This window comes from Paractinoplanes polyasparticus (genome assembly GCF_019710575.1).
Taxonomy (GTDB): Bacteria; Actinomycetota; Actinomycetes; order Mycobacteriales; family Micromonosporaceae; genus Actinoplanes; species Actinoplanes polyasparticus.
Genome location: NZ_JAHWFK010000087.1, coordinates 1 through 18,269, shown reverse-complemented (window position 1 = coordinate 18,269; position 18,269 = coordinate 1). Strand labels below are relative to the sequence as shown.

Below are 18,269 nucleotides of genomic sequence, written 5' to 3'. Positions count from 1 at the left end.
CTCAGGAAGCTGAAGAACGGCAGCAGCACCTGGCCGGTGACGAACATGTGGTGCGCCCACACCGACATCGACAGGGCGGCGATCAGCAGCGTGGCGGCGACCAGGCCCTTGTAGCCGAAGACCGGCTTGCGGCTGAAGACCGGGATGACCTCGGTGATGATGCCGAAGAACGGCAGCGCCACGATGTAGACCTCGGGGTGGCCGAAGAACCAGAAGAGGTGCTGCCACAGCATCGGTCCGCCCGTGTCCACGTCGAAGACGTGGGCGCCGAGCACGCGGTCGGCGGCGAGGGCGAACAGCGCGGCCGCCAGGAACGGGAAGACCATGATCACCAGAAGGCTGGTGACGAGGATGTTCCACGTCATGATCGGCATGCGGAACATCGTCATGCCGGGGGCGCGCAGGGTGAGCACCGTGGTGATCAGGTTGACGCCACCGAGGATCGTGCCCAGACCCGAGAGGGCGAGGCCGACGACCCACATGTTGCCGCCGACGCCGGGCGAGTGCAGCCCGTCGCTCAGCGGGGTGTAGGCGAACCAGCCGAAGTCGGCCGCGCCGCCGGGGGTGAAGAACCCGCTGATGGTGATCGTGCCGCCGAACAGGTAGAGCCAGTACGCGAACGCGTTGAGCCGCGGGAACGCCACGTCGGGCGCGCCGATCTGGATCGGCACCACGAAGTTCGCGAAGGCGAACACGATCGGCGTCGCGAAGAACAGCAGCATGATCGTGCCGTGCATCGTGAACAGCTGGTTGTACTGCTCGGGCGAGAGCAACTGCATGCCCGGCCGCGCCAGCTCGGTGCGCATCAGCAGCGCCATGAGGCCGCCGAGCATGTAGAACACGAAGGCCGTGATCATGTACATGATCCCGATCTGCTTCGCGTCCGTCGTGCGCAGGATCCGGGCGAGTGCCGAACCCTTGACCTGCCGCCGGACCGGGTATGGCCGGGTCACGATCGGCTTAGGCGCAACGGTCGTCACGAATAGCCTCCGTTGTCTCGTTCGTCCCTCTCAGTACGCCGGAAGTGAAAGGCGTACCTCGCAGGCAGAATAGTCCCCCACCGACCTACCGCGGGCGCGGGGTGACCAAAGAGGTCAACCGGGGTTTGTGCCATCGCCTAGGCGGGCTGCACCAGCGCGCTGTACTGGTCGGAGAAGATCCGCAGGCCACGCCTGCGGAGCATCGGGTCGCGCAGCGCGGGCGGAACGTCGCGGGTGCGATCGCGCTCACGGGTGCGATCGCGGACCTCGGCGCAGCGCGGGCGGCGCCTTTCCTCGTACGCCCGGAGCACGGCCGGAATGTCGTCCGGGAGCTTCCGCAGCTCCTCGCCGAGGACGACGGCATCCTCGAAAGACATGGCGGCGCCCTGGGCCAGGGTGGGCGCGGTGGCGTGGGCAGCATCACCCAGCAGCACCACCGGTCCGGTCGACCAGCGCTCGAGCACGACCTCGTCGGTGCGCGCGACCTGCACCTTCTCGAGCGCCTGGAGGATCGCCGGCACGGGGCCGGCGAACGTGCCGAACAACTCGCGCACGCGGGCCAGCGGGTCGTCGGGGTTGGGCGCGTCGGGGGCGGTCTCGTCGGCGTGGAAGTAGAGCTTGCGGCCGCCCATCGGCATGGCCACGAAGGAGGACCGGCGCCCGAGCAGAGCCGTCCAGTCGCTGAGCGGCGGCCCGCCGGTGACGACCGAGCGGTAGACGATCTGGCCGGTGGGCACGGCCGGGCCGCCCAGGCCGGCCTGGGCCCGGATCGTGGAGCGGCGCCCGTCGGCCCCGACCACCAGGTCGTATTCCGCGACGCGGCCGTCGCCGAACTCGACCTTGGCGGTCTGGTCGAAGATCTCGAGGCCGCGCACGGCCGTGTCGTAACGCACCTCGCCGCCGACGCTGGTGAGCAGAACCTGCTGCAGGTCGGCCCGGGACAGCGCGCGGGACTCGCCGACGCCGGCCCAGAGGCCGGCCACATCCATCTCGAAGAGCTCGCGGCCCCGCGAGTCGAGGAAGACCTGGCGGAAGATGAGATCGCCCAGCGGGCGCAGCGGGGCGTCGAGGCCGAGCTGGCGCAGGGCGCGCAACGCGTTGCCCGGCAGGTAGATGCCGGCGCCCGGCAGCATGGTGGCCGGCAGTTCCTCGACCACATCGGGCCGGAACCCGGCGAGCCGCAGGGCACGCGCGGCGGACAGCCCGGCGATTCCGGCGCCCACCACCAGGATGCGCAATGTCATCGCAGCCTTGCCTCCCACCCGTCGGACACGAGCCGGAGCCAAGACACTACCCCGCGCCACTGTCGGGTGAAACCCGGGATCATCGAGAGATCCGAATTGTTCCCTTGGCTACCATGCCCCCACTCTCGCACACAGCTGGGATGAATTACGCCCGTGTATTTCGGGCGCCGGCCGGGAAGACAATGGAGCCATGACGGACCGTCTCGCGGACTACCGGCGCAAGCGGGATGCGGCGCGCACGCCGGAGCCCGTTCCGGAACAGGCGCCGCCGCCGAGCGCATCCCACCGGTTCGTCATCCAGCAGCACCACGCCCGCAGCCTCCACTGGGACGTCCGGCTGGAGCGCGACGGCGTCCTCGTCTCGTTCGCCGTGCCGCGCGGGCTCCCGCGCGATCAGGGCCGCAACAACCTCGCCAAACACACCGAGGACCACCCGCTGGAATACCTCGATTTCGCCGGTGAGATCCCGGCCGGCGAGTACGGCGGCGGCCGCATGACGATCTTCGACAGCGGCACCTACGAGACCGGCAAGTGGCGCGACGACGAGATCGGCGTGACCTTCCACGGCGGCCGCACGACCGGGCGCTACGTGTTCTTCCAGACCGGCGGCAACGACTGGATGGTCCGCCGGATGGACCCGCCCGAGCCGGGCTGGGAACCGATGCCCGATCTCGTCGCTCCCATGCTGGCCATGCCCGCGAAGAGCCTGCCACCCGATCGGGAGGACGCCGACTGGGGCTACGAGCTGGCGTGGGGCGGGCGGCGGGTCGTCGCTTACGTCTCCGGTGGCCGCGTACGCCTGCTCGACGCCGACGGCGAGGACGTGACGAGTTGGTACCCGGAGGTCCGGCCGCTCGGCCCGGCCCTGGCGCCGGTCGAGGCGGTGCTCGACGGCGAGATCGTGACCCTGCCCGATCCCACGCTGTTGGAGCGCCGCCGGGCTCCGAAGGATTCAGCGGCCGCCAAGCGGGCGGCCGAGCGCACCCCGGTGTACTTCCTGGCCTACGACCTGCTGTGGCTCGAAGGGCACAGCACGGTCGAGGCGCTGCGCTACGCCGAGCGCCGTGAGCTCCTGGACGGGCTCGCCATCGACGGCGAGCACTGGCAGACCCCGCCCTACTTCCCCGGTGGCGGGCAGTTCGCCCTGGAGGCGGCCGTCGCGCAGGGCCTGCGCGGGGTCGTCGCGAAGCGTCTCGACTCCCCCTACCTGCCCGGCCGCCGCAGCCGCCTGTGGCTGACCGTCCCGGCGTAGAGCACAAGTCCGACGAGGAGCAGCGCCACCCCGACAGAGACCGCGCCACCGGGCCCGGTGATGGGGAGGCCGCCACCGCCACCCTGACCCCCGGCCGGGGGTGCGGCGGGCGTAGGTGCAGCGGGCGTGGGCCCGGCTCCGTTGATCACGATGTAGGCCGAGTTGTTGGCCTTGTTCAGCTCCTCGGCCGGCGCGTCCACCTTCACCGAGCCGACAGCGCCGGGGATGACCTGATCGACCCGCAGTCCGAAGGTGAGCGGGTCGACGAAGCCGACCTTCAGCAGCAGGTCGAGGTAGCAGCTGTAACGCAGCTCACCCGGCTTTCCGCCGTTGCCGTAGTCGACCACCCCGCGGTCGGTCACCGGGAAGCAGATGTCCGGCACGCGCACCGCGGTCGTGCCCTTCGGGATGAAGACCCGGGCGTTCGGCCACGGCGCGTTGACGCGGGTGCGGTCGATGGTGGACGGCCCGTCGTTGCGGATGCCGACCTTGACCGGGACGACCGTGCCCTTCCTGCCGGCCGCCCGGGCGCCCACCGCGGCCAGGTCGGTGGATTGCCTGCCGGTGACCGAGACGACCAGCCCGTCCGACACGTACTCCTCGAGCGCCTGCGGCGGGTCGGCCTTGGCCGTGGCCAGCGGGGTCAGACGCAGCACACCGCCCCGGCCGGGCGTGCCGAGCGGTTCGAAGCCGCCCTTCTCCACGTACTGCCGGGCATCGTCGAACTCGTCCTTGGTCATCCACTGCCAGTCGCCGTACTGCAAGCTCGGCGCGTACGTGTCCGCGCGCATCCGCAGCGGCAGCGTGACCCGATAGGTGGCGCCGGGCGCCAGCGTCTGGTCGAACACGCAGCCACGCAGCTCGCCGCCGAGGTAGTAACAGTTGCTGAACCGGGTGCGGCTCTCGAACGAGTACTGCGAGTACGCGCCGAGCCCCGTCCCCCGGATCGGCGCCGAGCCCGTGTTGGTGATCGTCAGCGGCACGTCGACCGGACCGCCGGGCGCGGCCGACGTGTCCTGGGCACTGTCGGTGGCGGTGAGGCCGACCCGCTCGCCGATCCGGATCCGGGCCGTACGGGTGACCGGGGCGTAGCCCTTGACCGTCATCGTCGCCGTCAGCATGCCGACCCGCCCCACGACCGCGTCGTCCCCGGCTTCCACGTAGCCGACGACGTTGGACTCGACACCGGCCGGTGTGAGCGCCTCGACATCGGCGCCGCAGGTCAGCTCGAGCAGGTCGGGCTGCCGGACGCTGCAGTTGTTCGGGGTGCCGGCCTCCTGCAGGTGCAAGCCGGGGCCCTGGTCGACGAACCGGTACACGAGGCTGACGTCGCCCCGGCCCACCGGCAGCCGCCGGTCGGCGAAGAGCAGCGTGTGGAGCAGGAGCCCGCTGCCCGGCGCGAGGGTGTAGTTCTTGACGTAGAGGTCGACCCTCGCCTTGGCCGGTGCGGCCTGAACGGCCGGCGCCGACACAAAAATCAGGGTGATGGCGGCCAGAACTGCGAACAGGCGGCGTACGAGGGGTGGATGCACCGGGGACCTCCGTGTGACCCGAACATCGAGACCCGCGCAGCGTAGGTCTCCGGCCGGGCCGGCGTACGCCGGTTACCCAATCGTTATCGGGTGGCCGGCGCACCCGCGGTCCGTCCCGAACCGGGCAGAACCGAAAGCATGCAGGTCCGGCAACCCGATACCGGGGTTTACCGGCGCCCGCACCGGAAAGGTCCTCTGATTAGATGCACCCCGAAGCTCCCCGGCCCTACGCACCCGTGACCGAGATGTCTGCCGAACTCTGGAACTCCGCCGCCAGCGTCCTCGAGACCAACTGGTCGGGCGACCACATGGTCCCCTCCCGCCGCCTCTATCCCCATCAGTGGAGCTGGGACACCGCCTTCATAGCGATCGGGCTCGCCTACGTCAATCCCGGGCGCGCCTGGCGCGACCTGCACAGCCTGTTCGAGGCGCAATGGCCCGACGGCCGGGTGCCGCACATCGTCTTCGACCCCGCCACCGCCGAAGCCGACTACTTCCCCGGTCCCGCCTTCTGGGGCGTTCCGGCGTACGGGGCCAGGCCGGCCAACGGAAGCACCGGCATCGTCCAGCCGCCGCTGCACGCCGTGGCGGCCTGGAAGGTCTACCGGCGCGCCTCGGCCCACGGCGCGGCCTGCGTGCAGGAGGCCCGGGCCGAGCTGGAGTGGCTCTATCCGCGTCTGGTCGCCCAGCAGAACTACCTGACCACCCGTCGCAACCTGGGCGGCGCCGGCCTGGCGAGCATCGTGCACCCCTGGGAATCGGGTCTGGACAACAGCCCGGCCTGGGATGCCGCGATGGCCGGCGTGCCCGCCGATCTCTCGCTGCTCACCACCTACCGGCGGCGCGATCTCGACGTCGCCGACGCGGCGCACCGCCCGACCGACCGCGACTACTCCCGGTACGTCGGCCTGGTCCTCAGCTACCGCGCCGAGAGCTACTCGGACACCGATCTGCTGTCCCGGCACGACTTCGCGGTGGAGTGCCCGTCGTTCAACGCGATCCTCGGCGCCGCCGAGCTGGCCCTGGCCCAGATTGCCGGGGTTCTCGGGCGTACGGCCGAAGCTGCTGTCCACCGCGAGCGGGCCCACCGCATCACCGACGCGATCGTGGCCCGCCTCTGGGATCCGCGGACGCGCACCTTCCACGCGCGCGACCTGCGCACCGGCACGCTGAGCCCGGCGCGCTGCGTGAGTGGGCTGATGCCCCTGCTGCTGCCCGATCTGCCGGCCGAGCACGTCGAGGGCGTGCTCACCGAGACGAGGTCGGCCCGGTTCGGGTTCCCGGCGCCGAGCTACGACCGCACGGCCGCCGATTTCGACACGATGCGCTACTGGCGCGGCCCAGTCTGGATCAACGTGAACTGGCTGCTGCGGCGCGGCCTGCTCGTGCACGGCCGGCGCGACGAGGCCGAGGAGCTGCGCGCGGCAATGGTTCGGCTGGTGCATCAGCACGGCCACTTCGAGTACTTCCACCCGGCGACCGGCGAGGGCCTGGGCGCGCCCACCTTCAGCTGGACCGCCGCCCTGGCCCTCGACCTGCTGGCCGACCGTTCCGTGCCGGCCTACGCGAGAGCGGCCTGAAAGACGACGACCGAGCGCAGCACGCCGCCGCTGTGCATCTTGTTGAAGGCCTCCTCGACCCCGCCGAGCGGGATCTCCTCGGTCACGAAGGCGTCCAGGTCGAGGCGGCCCTGCAGGTAGAGCTCGGTGAGCATCGGGAAGTCGCGGCTCGGCAGGCAGTCGCCGTACCAGCTGGACTTGAGCGCGCCGCCGCGCCCGAAGATCTCGAGCAGGGGCAGTTCGATTTTCATGTCGGGGGTGGGCACGCCGACCAGCACGACCGTGCCGGCCAGGTCGCGGGCGTAGAAGGCCTGCTCGTACGTCTCGGGCCGGCCGACCGCCTCGACCACCACGTCGGCCCCGAAGCCCCCGGTCAGCTCCTTGACCTTTTCGACGACGTCCACGCCGCGCGCGTTGATCGTGTGGGTCGCGCCGAATCCGCGCGCCCATTCGAGCTTCTGGTCGTCGGTGTCGATCGCGATGATCGTGGTCGCCCCGGCCAGCGCCGCACCGGCCACCGCGCCGTCGCCCACGCCGCCGCAGCCGATCACCGCGACCGAGTCGCCCCGGGTCACGCCGCCGGTGTTGATGGCCGCGCCGATGCCGGCCATCACGCCGCAGCCGAGCAGGCCCACCGCGGCCGCCCGGGCCCGCGGGTCGACCTTTGTGCACTGTCCCGCGTGTACGAGCGTCTTCTCGACGAACGCGCCGATGCCCAGGGCCGGTGACAGCTCGGTGCCGTCCTCCAGCGTCATCTTCTGGGTCGCGTTGTGCGTGGCGAAGCAGTACCACGGCTTGCCCTTTTTGCAGGCCCGGCAGACGCCGCAGACGGCCCGCCAGTTCAGCACCACGAAATCGCCGGGCGCGACATCGGTGACCCCGGCGCCGATCGACTCGACCACACCGGCCGCCTCGTGACCGAGCAGGAACGGGAAGTCGTCGTTGATGCCGCCCTCGCGATAGTGCAGGTCGGTGTGGCACACCCCGCACGCCTGGATCGCGACCACGGCCTCACCGGGCCCGGGATCGGGCACCACGATGGTGGTGAGCTCAACCGGGGCACCCTTGCTGCGGGCGATGACGCCCTGAACTCGCTGACTCATCCGCTCAGCCTAGGGGCTGATCGAGCAGAGTTTCGGCGAGCTTGTTGAGCTGGCGGACCTGGGCCGGGGAGAGCCGGTCGAAGACCAGCTGCTGCACTGCCTCGACGTGGCCCGGCGCCGATTCCTTGATCTTGGTGAAGCCGTCCTCGGTCAGCACGGCGATCTGCACCCGGCCGTCCTGCGGGTCACGCTCGCGGCGGACCCAGCCCTGACCCTCGAGGCGGGCGATGACGTGCGAGAGACGGGACAGCGACGCGCTCACGGCCTTGGCCAGCTTGCTCATCGCCAGCCGCCGGTCGGGCTGCTCGCTCAGGCTCACGAGCACGATGTAGCCCATGTGCGTCAGACCCGCGTCGCGCTGGAGCTGCGCCTCGAGCGCGGCGGGCACCCTGATCAGCACCTCGATGAAGCGCCGCCAGGTCTGCTGCTGCTCGTCGGTCAACCAGCGGGGCTGCTCTTCCATGGAGGAAGGTTAGTAGCGCGGCCGCCCCAGGTCACGATCCGGGTCAAGGTTGCCCCGGACGGGTGCCGAAGCGATCGACGACCGACGTTGTCCCTAGTACGCTGCGCTGGAACTTCCACCGGGGCACACCAGAACGGCACGACGCCGGCGCCGGTTCGGCTGGGGGGCCACGTCCGGCGCCGGCGTCGTGCTACCTCTTGGCTCATGCTCAGGCGGGCGGTTCGTCCTTGCCCGCTTCCTCGAGCCGGTCGGCTTCTTCCTTCGTCTTGTGCACCGCGCCGTCGGCGTGCTCCGGCGGGCCGTAGACGGTGTAGAGGACCAGCGGGTTCGGCCCGGTGTTGAGGAAGTTGTGCTTGCGGCCGGCCGGGACGACGACCAGATCGCCCTGAGCGACGTTGCGCTCCTGTCCCGACACGATGGCCTTGCCCGTGCCGCTGACGAAGGTGAGGATCTGATCCACCTCGTGGACCTCCTCGCCGATCTCGCCGTCCGGCGGAATCGTCATGATCACGAGCTGGGTGTGCTTCCCCGTCCAGAGCACGCGGCGGAAGTCGGGGCTCTGCTCGGCAACGGTGGCGATCGTGTAGTGCTCCATGCCCGGCCTTATACCCCGCTCAGGGCGTACGCAACCGGCCTTCGACGACCGGCGCCGGGCGCCCGATCAGATAGCCCTGCACGTAGTCGACGCCCAGCTCGCGCAGCAGCCGCAGGGTCGGCTCGTCCTGCACGAACTCGGCCACGGTGTGGATCCCGTACGCCTGGCACACCTGCACCAGCGCCCGCACCAGCACCTGGTCCTGCGGGTTGTCGACCAGATCGACCACGTACTCGCCATCGATCTTCACCAGGTCGATCGGGAAGATCCGCAGATAGCGGAAGGACGCGTAGCCGGAGCCGAAGTCGTCCAGGGCCAGCTCGCAACCGAGCTCGCGGACCCGGTCGGCGAACCGGCGCGCCTCGCTCAGGTTGCCGATCAGGGCGGTCTCGGTGATCTCGAAGGTGAGCTGCTCGGGCTTCACCTCGTAGCGCTCGATGAGCCGGGTGACCTCGTCGGTGAGCCGGGGGTCGCCGACCGAGCGGCCCGAGAGGTTGATCTGCAGGCAGGTGCCGGGCTGGTCGGCTGCGAGCTGCATGGCCCGCTCGACCACCCACAGGTCGATGTCGAAGACCGCGTCGAGGCGCTCGGCGATGTCGAGCACCTGGATCGGCGACTGCGGTCCGTCCGCCTCGTCGAGCACCCGCAGCAGCAGCTCGTGCCGGGTCACCTCGTTGCTCTGCAGCTCGAGGATCGGCTGGGCGTAGAGGGTGAAGCGGTCGGTGTCGAGGGCGTCCGCGACCCGGCTGCGGTACGAGCCCTGCCGGTCGCGGGCCGGCACCGGGTGCGGGATCAGGGTCAGCGCCACGACGCCCTCGCGCGACTGCCGCCAGGCGTGCTCGGCGTCGATCAGCAGCTCGTGGCTGCCGGCGTCGCCGTCGGGCGTGAACCGCACGAGCCCGCCCCACGCCTGCGCCCGCAGCCAGGTGTCGGGCAGCACGAACGTCTGCGCCCGCAGCGCCTCGACCAGCAGTTCGGCCTCGCGCCGGGCCATCGGCCAGCTGGTGCCGGGCAGCAGCACGCCGATCTCGTTGGACCCGACCCGGCCCAGCATCGCGCCCTGCTGCATCACACCCTCGACCACGCGCGCCGCCCGGTGCAACAGGTCGGCGTTGCGCTCGGGACGGACCGTGTCGTCGTCCACGCCGGACTGCGCGGGTTGCACCCGGATGACCAGCACGGCGCCGCCGCCGCGACGCAGCGCGCGGTCGATCTCGTCGGCGAACCGCGCCCGGGTGAGCAGGCCGGTCGCCGGGTCCGGCTCGACCAGCGAGGCCTGCACGGTCTCGCCGCGCCGGGCCAGCCGGTCGGTCTCGCGGCGCGCGCGTTCCCGGACCGAGACATCGGTCACCGTGCCGCGGATGCCCCGGACGGTGCCGTCGGGGCTCTTCACCGGGTCGATCCGGCAGTCCACGTCGAACCAGCCGCCGTCGGCGCGCATCAGCCGGATCGTCGTGCGCGCCTGGGCCCGGGTGGTCCACGCGCGGGTGATGGCCGAGAGCGCCTCGGCGTGGTCGTCGCGGTGCACGTAGCGGACGAGAATCTTGCGGCTGATCTCGTCCCGGCCGGGCGGGTCGCCCAGCATGGCGCGCAGCGCGGCCGACCAGACGATGCGGTCACCGGTGGCCGAGTAGGAGAACCAGGCGGCTCGGTCCTCGGCCGGCTGACGCGGCAACGGCACGCGCTGCCATTCCTCAGGTGCCGCCATGCGGCCGCCACCTCCCCCCAGAGTGTCCCCACGCCCCTGAACTATTACGACCGGTCACGGGGTCGAGATAACAGGGGACGGCCGCCCCAATGTTTTGCCGACCTCCCCAACAAAACCCCGAGCAGCACCTTCTCGCCCGATCAGAGTAGGGAATTGCCTGATCGGTTGACCACTGCGCTGCGTAGTTCCGCCCCGGAAAGGCGCGCTTTTCCATGACGGACAGTCACTACCAGTGCCGGTCGCGGAACCATGTGCGATTGCTACCCGCCCGAACCCCTGGTCATGCACGCAACGCACTCGCAAGGCTGCGTCGAGTGACTTGATCCGATTAGGGATGGATATGGTGGCGATTGGACATACGCCGAGCGAGGACGAGGCATGGGCATCATTCGGGACATGCAGCGGGTGCACGCCACACAGGCGTTCGCCGACCAGCGGGCCAACACCGCGGCCGCGCAGCAGCGCGATCTGATCCGGCGCAACGCCGATCACGCGATCGCCGCCGCGCAACAGGCCGCGGGCGACGTCGACCGTAAACGCGAGCACCAGCGGCTGTACGTGGAGGCCAAGACGGCCGACACCGCCGCGGCCAACGCCGAGATCCGGGCCCGGCTCAGCGATCTCGACGGTCTGCTGCTCTCGACGCTCGACGTCGACGACCACATCGACCTGCAACTGTTCAAGAAGCCGGTGGAGGTGCCGCCGTTCGACCCGGGACCACTGGGCCGCCCGGCGCCCGAGCCCCGGTGGGACAGCTACGTGCCGCCGCAGCCGCGCGGCGTCGGCAAGATCCTGGGTGGCGACCGGCTGTGGCAGCAACAGGCGGCGAGCGCTCAGCGCGCCTTCGACGAGGCGCGCGTCCGGTGGGTCGAGGCCGAGCAGCGGCGCAAGCGCCAGTTGGTGGTGCGCCAGCGGGCGTACGAGGAGAGCCTGCGCAAGTACGAGGCCAGGATCACCGCGTACAACGCCGAGGTCGACCGTTTCGCCGCCGCGGTGGCCGGCGCCGACCCGGCCTCGGTGGTCGAGTACTTCGCGATGGTGCTCGGCAACTCCGTCTACCCCGACGACTTCCCGCAGCACTTCCGCCTGGCCTACCTGCCCAAGCAGCGCCACCTGCTGATCGAGTACCACCTGCCCCCGGTCGAGGTGGTGCCCCAGATCAAGGAGTACCGCTACGACCGCTTCCGCGACGACGTGACGGCGATCCCGCGCGACGAGTCCGACGTGCGGCGGCGCTATGTCGAGGTGATCGCCCGGGTGACCCTGCGGACCATCCACGAGGTCATCGAGGCCGACCGCGGCGGCCTGGTCCGGCAGGTGTCGTTCAACGGGATCGTCGACACCATCGACCGGCGCACCGGCCGGTTCGTGCGCCCCACCCTGGTCTCGGTGCAGACCACCCGCGAGACCTTCGCCGCCATCAAGCTGCGCCGGGTCGACCCGGTGGCCTGCGTGAAACATCTCGAGGGCGCGCTCTCCGCCGCCCCCGACGAACTCGCCGCGGTCACCAGCAAGATCGACTTCGATGAGGACGCCGACCGCGACTTCACCGAGGAGTTCAACGTCCTCGCCGAGATCGACGAGCGCCCCAACCTGGTGACCCTGAGCGAGGCGGCCTGGGAACAGCAGCTGGCCGACCTCTTCGGCGTGATGGGGCTCGAGATGGGCGCGGCCACCCGCACCGACCTGGGCACCCGCTGGCTGGCCACCGACCCGCGCCCGGTCTTCGGGGGCCAGGTGGTGATCTTCGCGGTGCGTGGCCCGGCGACGGGCTCGGCCGCGGTGCACGCGCTGGCCGGCGCGGTCACGGCAGCCGGCGCGACCAAGGGCATTCTGGTCTCGCTGGGCGGCATCGACCCCGAGGCGTACGACGCCGTGGCCGGCCGCCCGCTCGAGCTGATCGACGGCCCGGCCCTGGTCACGCTGCTCTCGAACTACTGCCGGGTGAAGGCCCGGATCGAACGGACGGCGTAGCCGTCCGGCAGTTCACGGAGAGACGGCGAAACCGGCATGTCTGACCGGTGATCGGGTAGTCGGGTAGGACGTGACACCATCCGATGCACCCCGAGGCCGAGCCATCGCCGAAGTCCTGAGCGCTTTTCCGAGCCGGTGGACGCGGGCGCGGGGCCTCGACGTCCACGATCGCGCGGACGAGAGCGCGCCGGGGCTGCCGGTGGTGATGCTGCACGGGCTGGCCGTGTCGCACCGCTACCTGCTGCCGGCGGCGCGCGCCCTGGCCGACCGGCATCCCGTCGTGGTGCCCGACCTGGCGGGCTTCGGGCGCAGCGACAAACCGGCCCGGGCGTACGACGTGGGCGAACACGCCGACGTCGTGGCGGCCTGGCTGGTGGCCCGCGGGCTCGACCGGGTGGCGCTGGTCGGGCATTCGTTCGGCGCCGAGGTGGCAGCCCGGCTCGCCGTAAGGCAGCCCGGAACAGTGGCCGCCCTGGTGCTGGCCAGTCCGACGGCGGATCCGAGCGCCCGCACCCGCCGCGCGCTGATCGGCCGCTGGCTGCTGGACACGCAGGTCGAGGCGCCCTGGCAGGCACCGATCCTGACCCGCGACATCCTCGACGCGAAGCCCTGGCGGGTGTTCGCGACCGTCGGTCACTCCGTGCGCAACGCTGTCGAGGACGACCTGATGCAGCTGACCGTGCGGCCGCTCGTGCTGGCCGGCGCGCTGGATCCGGTCGCCCCGGCGCGCTGGCGGGCGGAGGTGACCGCGCTGACCAAAGGCACCACGATGACCGTGCCGCAGGCCGCGCACAACGTGCTCACCACCTCACCCCGGCGGTCGGCCGACGCCATCGCCGCGCACCTGCGGACGGTCTAGAACAGCGCGCGGACCAGGTCGGCGAGGACTTCGCGGTCGCCCGGGCCGGCCGGCTGGTACTCGCAGATGCCCAGGCCGGCCAGCGGGAACCGGTCGGTGAGGGCCCGGACGGCGTCGGCCAGACGCTCGGGGCGCACGCCGTCGGGCTCGGGGAAGCCCAGCGAGCTGAAGAACGCCGGGTCGAGCACGTCGAGGTCGATGTGGATGTAGACGGCCCGCGCCCCGGCCGCCGCCACCACCGACGGCAGCGACTCGAGGTCGGCGATCTCGATGTCGTGGTCCGAGATGTACTCCTTCTCGGCGGCGTCCAGGGCACGCACGCCGGCCAGCACCACCTGGGCCGGACGCAGCGTCCGGCGGGGCGCCAGCTCCGGCGGGCCCTCACCGAGCAGGGTGCGCAGCACCATGCCGTGGAAGGCGCCCGACGGGGACGACTCGGGGGTGTTGAGGTCGCCGTGCGCGTCGAACCAGACCACGACCAGCCCGTCGCCGTGCCGCTCGAGCGCCGCCTCGATCGGGGCCAGCTCGACGCCGCAGTCACCGCCGACGGTCACCATCGGCGGGTCGGTCACGGCGGCGCGAACCGCGGCGAGGTTGGCGGCCAGCGAGTCGGTCACCGGCACCCGCACCCGCTGGTCGGCCGGGATCAACGAGGCCAGCACGGCCGCGCCCTCGGCCAGGCGCCGGGCGTCGGGCGAGCCCGAACCCTGCCACTGGCCCACCTCGAGCACCGTGCGGCGGGGCGGCGGGGTTATCCCGAGCTCGGCTATGCGCTGCCAGACCGGGCTCATCGCGGCCTCCGGCTCGCGGGCGTAGATGCTGCCCCGGATGCGGACGAAGACGCAGTTGCCGACCCGTTCCAGCACCGCCTGGCGGCGCATGTCGCTCTCCCACTGCTCCGGGCCGTGATACGCGTCGCCGTCGCACTCGATGGCGAGCCGGCGGCCGTCCGGCGCGTTGAGCACGAAGTCGATCCGGTAGGCGCCGATGCGGAACTGCGGGATCGGGCGGAACCCGCGGGCCAGCAGCCGCTTGAGCACGTCCCGCTCGAAATCGCTCTCGCAGCGGCCGGCGAGGTCGGCCACCTCCTCGGCGGGGGCGAGATTCAGCGCGTACGTGAGAAGAAGGCCCCGCGCGTCGTCGGCCGGCAGCGAGCCCGGCCGCACCGAATGGAAGATCCACAGCTGGTCACGGGCCCGCGAGGCGGCGACGTTGATCCGGCGGTGGTACTCGCGCCGGGTGAACGCGGCCACCCGCGGGTCGTTGTCCGAGACCACCATGGACACCAGCACGATGTCGCGCTCGTCCCCCTGGAAGGTGTACGCGTCGCCGACCCGCAGCCGGCGAGCCTGGATCTCGTCCTCGCCGATCTCCTCCCGCAGCCGGTGCAGCAGGTAGCCGGCCTGGCCGCTCGTGCTCAACATCGAGATCACGCCCAGCGTCCGGCCGTCGTAGCGCGGGTCGCGCACGATCGAGACGACCTGCTCGACCAGCGCCTCGGCCTCGGCCACGTTGACGTCCCCGAAGCCGCTGAGCTGCTGCCGCACCCCGGCCGGCAGGAACACCGTACGAATCGGGGTGAATGCCGGCCGGTCCGCGCGCAGCGGCATGATCTTGCCGTCGTAGTAGTGCCGGGACGAGAACTCGATGATCTGCGGCACGCACCGGAAGTGCTCGGTGAGCAGGATCCGCTCGGGCGACCGGCGCACCGCGTGGTCGTAGAGCGACGACTCGGGGTCGAAGTGCTCGGCCGACGGCACGTCGTCCAGGTGGCTGTGGATCAACCCGGTGACCGGACCGACGAAGCCCAGCTGGGGGCCGATCTGCTGGTCGTCGCCGACCACGACGGCCCGCTCGGCCAGCGACAGCACGGGCAGCGCGAACAGGTCGGCCTGCGACGCCTCGTCGACGATCACCACGTCGAAGCGGGCGCCCCCGGCGAACTGCTCGATGGCCCGGTCGACCGACATGACCCAGACCGGTACCGCCTCGACGGCCGATTCCATGGCACGCTGCGCGTGGGCCTGCCAGGCGGCCGCCGTACGCCCGGTGCCTTTGCCGATCTTGCGGAGCGCGGTGGTCCAGTCGGCCAGCGCGGCTCGCCGCCGGTCGTCGAGGCTGCGCGACACCTCGAGCCAGGCCGACGCCACCACGAGATCGGCGGTGAGCCGGCGGATCTTCTCGCGGGCCGCCTCGACCCGTTTGGCCAGCACCGCGGGGTCGACGCGGCCGATCACGTCGTCGAACCAGGTCTGCGCGCGCCGCCACTGCCAAGCCGCCAGGCAGGCCTGCCCGCTGACCGGCGGGACGCGGCCCTCGTCGATCTGGGTGGCCCATTCCGGCGCCGCCTCCGCGAGCCGGCCCTTCAACGCGGTGAAGCGCTCGGCCCCGGGACGCAGGCCCGCCAGACGTCTGACCTCGGCGACCTCGGAGTCCCAGCCCGTCAGCGTCGCCCACGCCTTCGCGAGGTCGGGCCAGGGCTCGAGCCGCTCGGCGGTCGATTTTCGCTGTGCCTGAACGTTGTCCAGTCGGTAGACGACGGGTGCGGCGTCGAGCAGTTCGGCCACCTGCGCCAGGCGCGTGGGGTCGAGGTCGAGGTCGTGCTGGGGTACGAGGTGAGAGAGCCGCTCGGCCAGGGCGGGCCAGTGCCGGACGTCCCAGTCGAGCGACTGCCCCGCCTCGGCGAGCAGCGCGCCGGCCCAGATCTCGGGGTCGCCCCAGCCACCCGCGGGCGGGGCGATGCCGAGCCGCTGCCGCCATTCCGACCAGTGTCCGCCGAGCCGCTGGCGGGCCTGACCGCGGCGTACCCAGGCCGCCGCGACGTCGACGTCCTCGGCGCTGCGCAACGGCTCGCCGTCCACCCGCACGTCGTCGGCCAGCCGGAACAGCGCCGCCTGGAGGAGCCGGCTCAGACCGCGGCCGCCCGCGAACCGCTGGCGGATCTCGGCCAGCTGAGCCAGGAGGCGCTTGGGTTCCGAGGCGTACGACTCGGGGACGCTCACCTGGTGACCGGCGAGAACCCTGGTCAGTGCGGCCAGCTCGGCCAGCAGCGCCTCGGTGGCGGCGACGTGATCGGTCCAGACCGCGCGCCAGTGCGGGTCGGTCAGCAGCCGGCCCAGGCGGTCGGTCCACGCGCCCTCGCGGCGGCGCAACCAGGCCAGCGCGTCGTGCAGGTCGTCGCGGACAGCGGCGACGTTCACCAGGCGGACGTTCTCGATCGCGAGACCCCGCGCGGCGAGCTCGGCCACCTGGGTCGCCATCGCGTCGCTGTCCGCCCGCTGCTGCTGCTCGCCGGCTGCGGAGGGTAGATCGTCCGTGTTCGGCAGCGGCTGCAGAGCGGCCTGCCGATCGGCCCGGCTCAGGCCATGAGCCAGCTCGAGCAGGGTGCCGAACTCGGCGCCGTCGAGCGGCGGCGGCCCGTCGACCGGGTCGGGAATGCCGGCGTTGCGGGCGGCGCGCTCGCGCAGCCACGCACCCACCTCGACCGGCGTCATCGGAGCGCCGTCGATCACGTACGTGACCGCCTCGTTCTCGGCGATCGCCCGCAGACCGCCGAGTGCCGTGGCCAGCTCGCGCTCGGCGTCCTCGAGCAACCCGGTGAGCCGCTCGACCCGCCGGGCCTCCGCCGCCTTGTCGAGAGTGGCGGCCCGGTCGGAGAGTTCCCGGGCGGCCAGCTGCAACTGGACAAGCTGGTCGGTGGTGCGGCCGAGCACGGCCAGGCACAGCGAGCGGATCTCTTCGGGCAGGCCGTCGCGGAGCACCCGCAACGGATCCTCCTTCTGCGCGACGACCAGCACCCGCTTGCCGTTCGCCATGAGATGGCAGATCAGGTTGCGGATCGTGTGGGTCTTGCCGGTGCCGGGCGGGCCCTGCACGGCGACGTTGCGGTGCAGAGCCAGGCGGCGGGCGATCGATTCCTGCGCCTCGTTGGTGGGCAGCGGCATGAGCAGGCGCTCGCCGACGCGCTGCCAGCGATCCTCGTCGTCGCCGGGCATCCGCAGCCGGCTGGGCTCGTGCGCGACGATCGCGGCCAGCGACCCGACCGCGGTGGTGTCACCGGTGAGCAGGCGATCGCGCAGGTTCTCGAGGAAGCCGCGCAGCAGGCGTTGTTTCGGCCGCACGAAGAGGACGCCGGAATCCCGTACGTGTGGACTGCTCGTCTCCTCGTCGGTGATCAGACGGTCGAGGCCGAGCCGGCCCAGCGCCCGCTCGAACAGCTCCCGGCGCTCCAGGTCGTTCCACAGGTCGACCTCGAGGGTGCCGGCCGGCCCGGCCAGCGCGACGAGCTGGCTCAGATAGCGGTCGTCGAGCCCAGCGAGGGCATCGGTCTGCAGGCGCGACGGACCGGCCGGCGACACGGTGATCAGGGATCGGTCGGGCTCGTACTCGATCAGCACCGGGGTCGCGACCAGCGGGTAGTGCACGCGCTCGCCGTTGACCGTGGTCTGCAGCAGGCCGTGGCCCCAGACCAGCTCGGTGGTGGCGGCGGTCATGTCGAGCTGGTGCATCAGGTCGAACAGCCGGCGGTGCAGCTCCCGGGTCTTCTCGGCTTCGCCGGTGGCGTACGCCCAGGGCCGCCAGACCTCGTCCCGCCAGACCGCGAACTCGTCGTCCTCGGTGGCCGCGGCCGGCTCGGCCGCCGCCGAGACCTCCCCGCGCAGCCGGCGGCGCAGCTCGGCCGGCACGCTGACCGGCCCCGGCAGCGTCGGCATCCCCACCCGCAACCAGGACGTCGCCTCGTTGCCGGGGCTCGTGGTGCAGGCCGGATGATCCGGCAGAGCGTCCAGGCGGAGGGCGTCGGCGGGCAGCGTCCGGGCGGGCCGTTCCATCTGAGAGCGCACGGCGAGCAGATAGTCGGCGACCGCGACGGCCCGGTCGCGGATCGTCGTGGGCGACTCCAGCTGCTCGGCCATCCTCCGAAGTCTAGACATCTTTTGTATTGGGGGTCTGTGTCTGATCCACTGTGACGCCTGCGGGTGATCGTCACGGCCGGTGGGGGT

Annotated in this window: 12 protein-coding genes; 4 read left to right on the top strand and 8 right to left on the bottom strand. The window is 71.6% G+C overall.

Going from position 1 to position 18,269, the window contains the following annotated elements:
• Nucleotides 1-980 (bottom strand): cbb3-type cytochrome c oxidase subunit I (locus tag KXC43_RS49555; RefSeq protein WP_221383301.1); only part of this gene is annotated, 980 nt, incomplete at its 3' end.
• Between the two features lie 137 nt (nucleotides 981-1,117).
• On the bottom strand, nucleotides 1,118-2,224 hold the full coding sequence (locus tag KXC43_RS49550) for an FAD-dependent monooxygenase (protein WP_221383300.1): 1,107 nt from the start codon (nucleotides 2,222-2,224) through the stop codon (nucleotides 1,118-1,120).
• Between the two features lie 190 nt (nucleotides 2,225-2,414).
• Here KXC43_RS49550 and KXC43_RS49545 point away from each other — a divergent pair, with 190 nt between their 5' ends.
• Nucleotides 2,415-3,476: a DNA polymerase ligase N-terminal domain-containing protein gene (locus KXC43_RS49545; RefSeq protein WP_221383299.1), complete on the top strand. Its 1,062-nt coding sequence runs from the start codon at nucleotides 2,415-2,417 to the stop codon at nucleotides 3,474-3,476.
• On the opposite strand, the gene KXC43_RS49540 is transcribed toward KXC43_RS49545, so the two are convergent.
• On the bottom strand, nucleotides 3,428-5,008 hold the full coding sequence (locus KXC43_RS49540) for a COG1361 family protein (protein WP_221383298.1): 1,581 nt from the start codon (nucleotides 5,006-5,008) through the stop codon (nucleotides 3,428-3,430). The two genes, KXC43_RS49545 and KXC43_RS49540, sit on opposite strands and share 49 nt — an antisense overlap.
• 245 nt (nucleotides 5,009-5,253) lie before the next feature.
• Between KXC43_RS49540 and KXC43_RS49535 the strand changes: the two genes are divergently transcribed.
• Entirely contained in the window at nucleotides 5,254-6,588 is a 1,335-nt protein-coding gene (locus tag KXC43_RS49535) for an MGH1-like glycoside hydrolase domain-containing protein (RefSeq protein ID WP_221383297.1), read from the top strand.
• On the opposite strand, the gene KXC43_RS49530 is transcribed toward KXC43_RS49535, so the two are convergent.
• The 4 genes from KXC43_RS49530 to KXC43_RS49515 form a co-directional block, all read right to left on the bottom strand.
• Nucleotides 6,570-7,670 carry an S-(hydroxymethyl)mycothiol dehydrogenase gene (locus KXC43_RS49530; protein ID WP_221383296.1) on the bottom strand — a complete coding sequence of 367 codons (1,101 nt, stop codon included), beginning with the start codon at nucleotides 7,668-7,670 and terminating at the stop codon, nucleotides 6,570-6,572. The two genes, KXC43_RS49535 and KXC43_RS49530, sit on opposite strands and share 19 nt — an antisense overlap.
• A 4-nt stretch (nucleotides 7,671-7,674) precedes the next feature.
• Nucleotides 7,675-8,133 (bottom strand): MarR family winged helix-turn-helix transcriptional regulator, encoded by a 459-nt coding sequence (locus KXC43_RS49525; protein WP_221383295.1) that lies wholly within the window; start codon nucleotides 8,131-8,133, stop codon nucleotides 7,675-7,677.
• A 208-nt stretch (nucleotides 8,134-8,341) separates the two neighbouring features.
• The gene (locus KXC43_RS49520) at nucleotides 8,342-8,728 is read right to left on the bottom strand and encodes a cupin domain-containing protein (RefSeq protein WP_221383294.1); all 387 of its coding nucleotides are present in this window, start codon (nucleotides 8,726-8,728) and stop codon (nucleotides 8,342-8,344) included.
• A gap of 19 nt (nucleotides 8,729-8,747) precedes the next feature.
• Nucleotides 8,748-10,436, bottom strand: a complete 1,689-nt coding sequence (locus tag KXC43_RS49515; RefSeq protein WP_221383293.1) for an EAL domain-containing protein — start codon at nucleotides 10,434-10,436, stop codon at nucleotides 8,748-8,750.
• Nucleotides 10,437-10,814: 378 nt separating this feature from the next.
• On the opposite strand from KXC43_RS49515, the gene KXC43_RS49510 reads away from it, so the two are divergent.
• On the top strand, nucleotides 10,815-12,410 hold the full coding sequence (locus KXC43_RS49510) for a restriction endonuclease (RefSeq protein ID WP_221383292.1): 1,596 nt from the start codon (nucleotides 10,815-10,817) through the stop codon (nucleotides 12,408-12,410).
• Between the two features lie 70 nt (nucleotides 12,411-12,480).
• Nucleotides 12,481-13,269: an alpha/beta fold hydrolase gene (locus KXC43_RS49505; protein WP_308129618.1), complete on the top strand. Its 789-nt coding sequence runs from the start codon at nucleotides 12,481-12,483 to the stop codon at nucleotides 13,267-13,269.
• Here the strand turns inward: KXC43_RS49505 and KXC43_RS49500 are convergent.
• Entirely contained in the window at nucleotides 13,266-18,182 is a 4,917-nt protein-coding gene (locus tag KXC43_RS49500) for an arginase family protein (protein WP_221383291.1), read from the bottom strand. The genes KXC43_RS49505 and KXC43_RS49500 overlap by 4 nt on opposite strands.
• Nucleotides 18,183-18,269 lie beyond the last annotated feature (87 nt).

Coding starts and splice junctions, on each gene's coding strand:
- KXC43_RS49550 (WP_221383300.1), bottom strand. CDS start 2,224: ATGACATTGCGCATCCTGGTGGTGGGCGCCGGAATCGCCGGGCTGTCC.
- KXC43_RS49545 (WP_221383299.1), top strand. CDS start 2,415: ATGACGGACCGTCTCGCGGACTACCGGCGCAAGCGGGATGCGGCGCGC.
- KXC43_RS49535 (WP_221383297.1), top strand. CDS start 5,254: ATGTCTGCCGAACTCTGGAACTCCGCCGCCAGCGTCCTCGAGACCAAC.
- KXC43_RS49530 (WP_221383296.1), bottom strand. CDS start 7,670: ATGAGTCAGCGAGTTCAGGGCGTCATCGCCCGCAGCAAGGGTGCCCCG.
- KXC43_RS49525 (WP_221383295.1), bottom strand. CDS start 8,133: ATGGAAGAGCAGCCCCGCTGGTTGACCGACGAGCAGCAGCAGACCTGG.
- KXC43_RS49520 (WP_221383294.1), bottom strand. CDS start 8,728: ATGGAGCACTACACGATCGCCACCGTTGCCGAGCAGAGCCCCGACTTC.
- KXC43_RS49515 (WP_221383293.1), bottom strand. CDS start 10,436: ATGGCGGCACCTGAGGAATGGCAGCGCGTGCCGTTGCCGCGTCAGCCG.
- KXC43_RS49510 (WP_221383292.1), top strand. CDS start 10,815: ATGGGCATCATTCGGGACATGCAGCGGGTGCACGCCACACAGGCGTTC.
- KXC43_RS49500 (WP_221383291.1), bottom strand. CDS start 18,182: ATGGCCGAGCAGCTGGAGTCGCCCACGACGATCCGCGACCGGGCCGTC.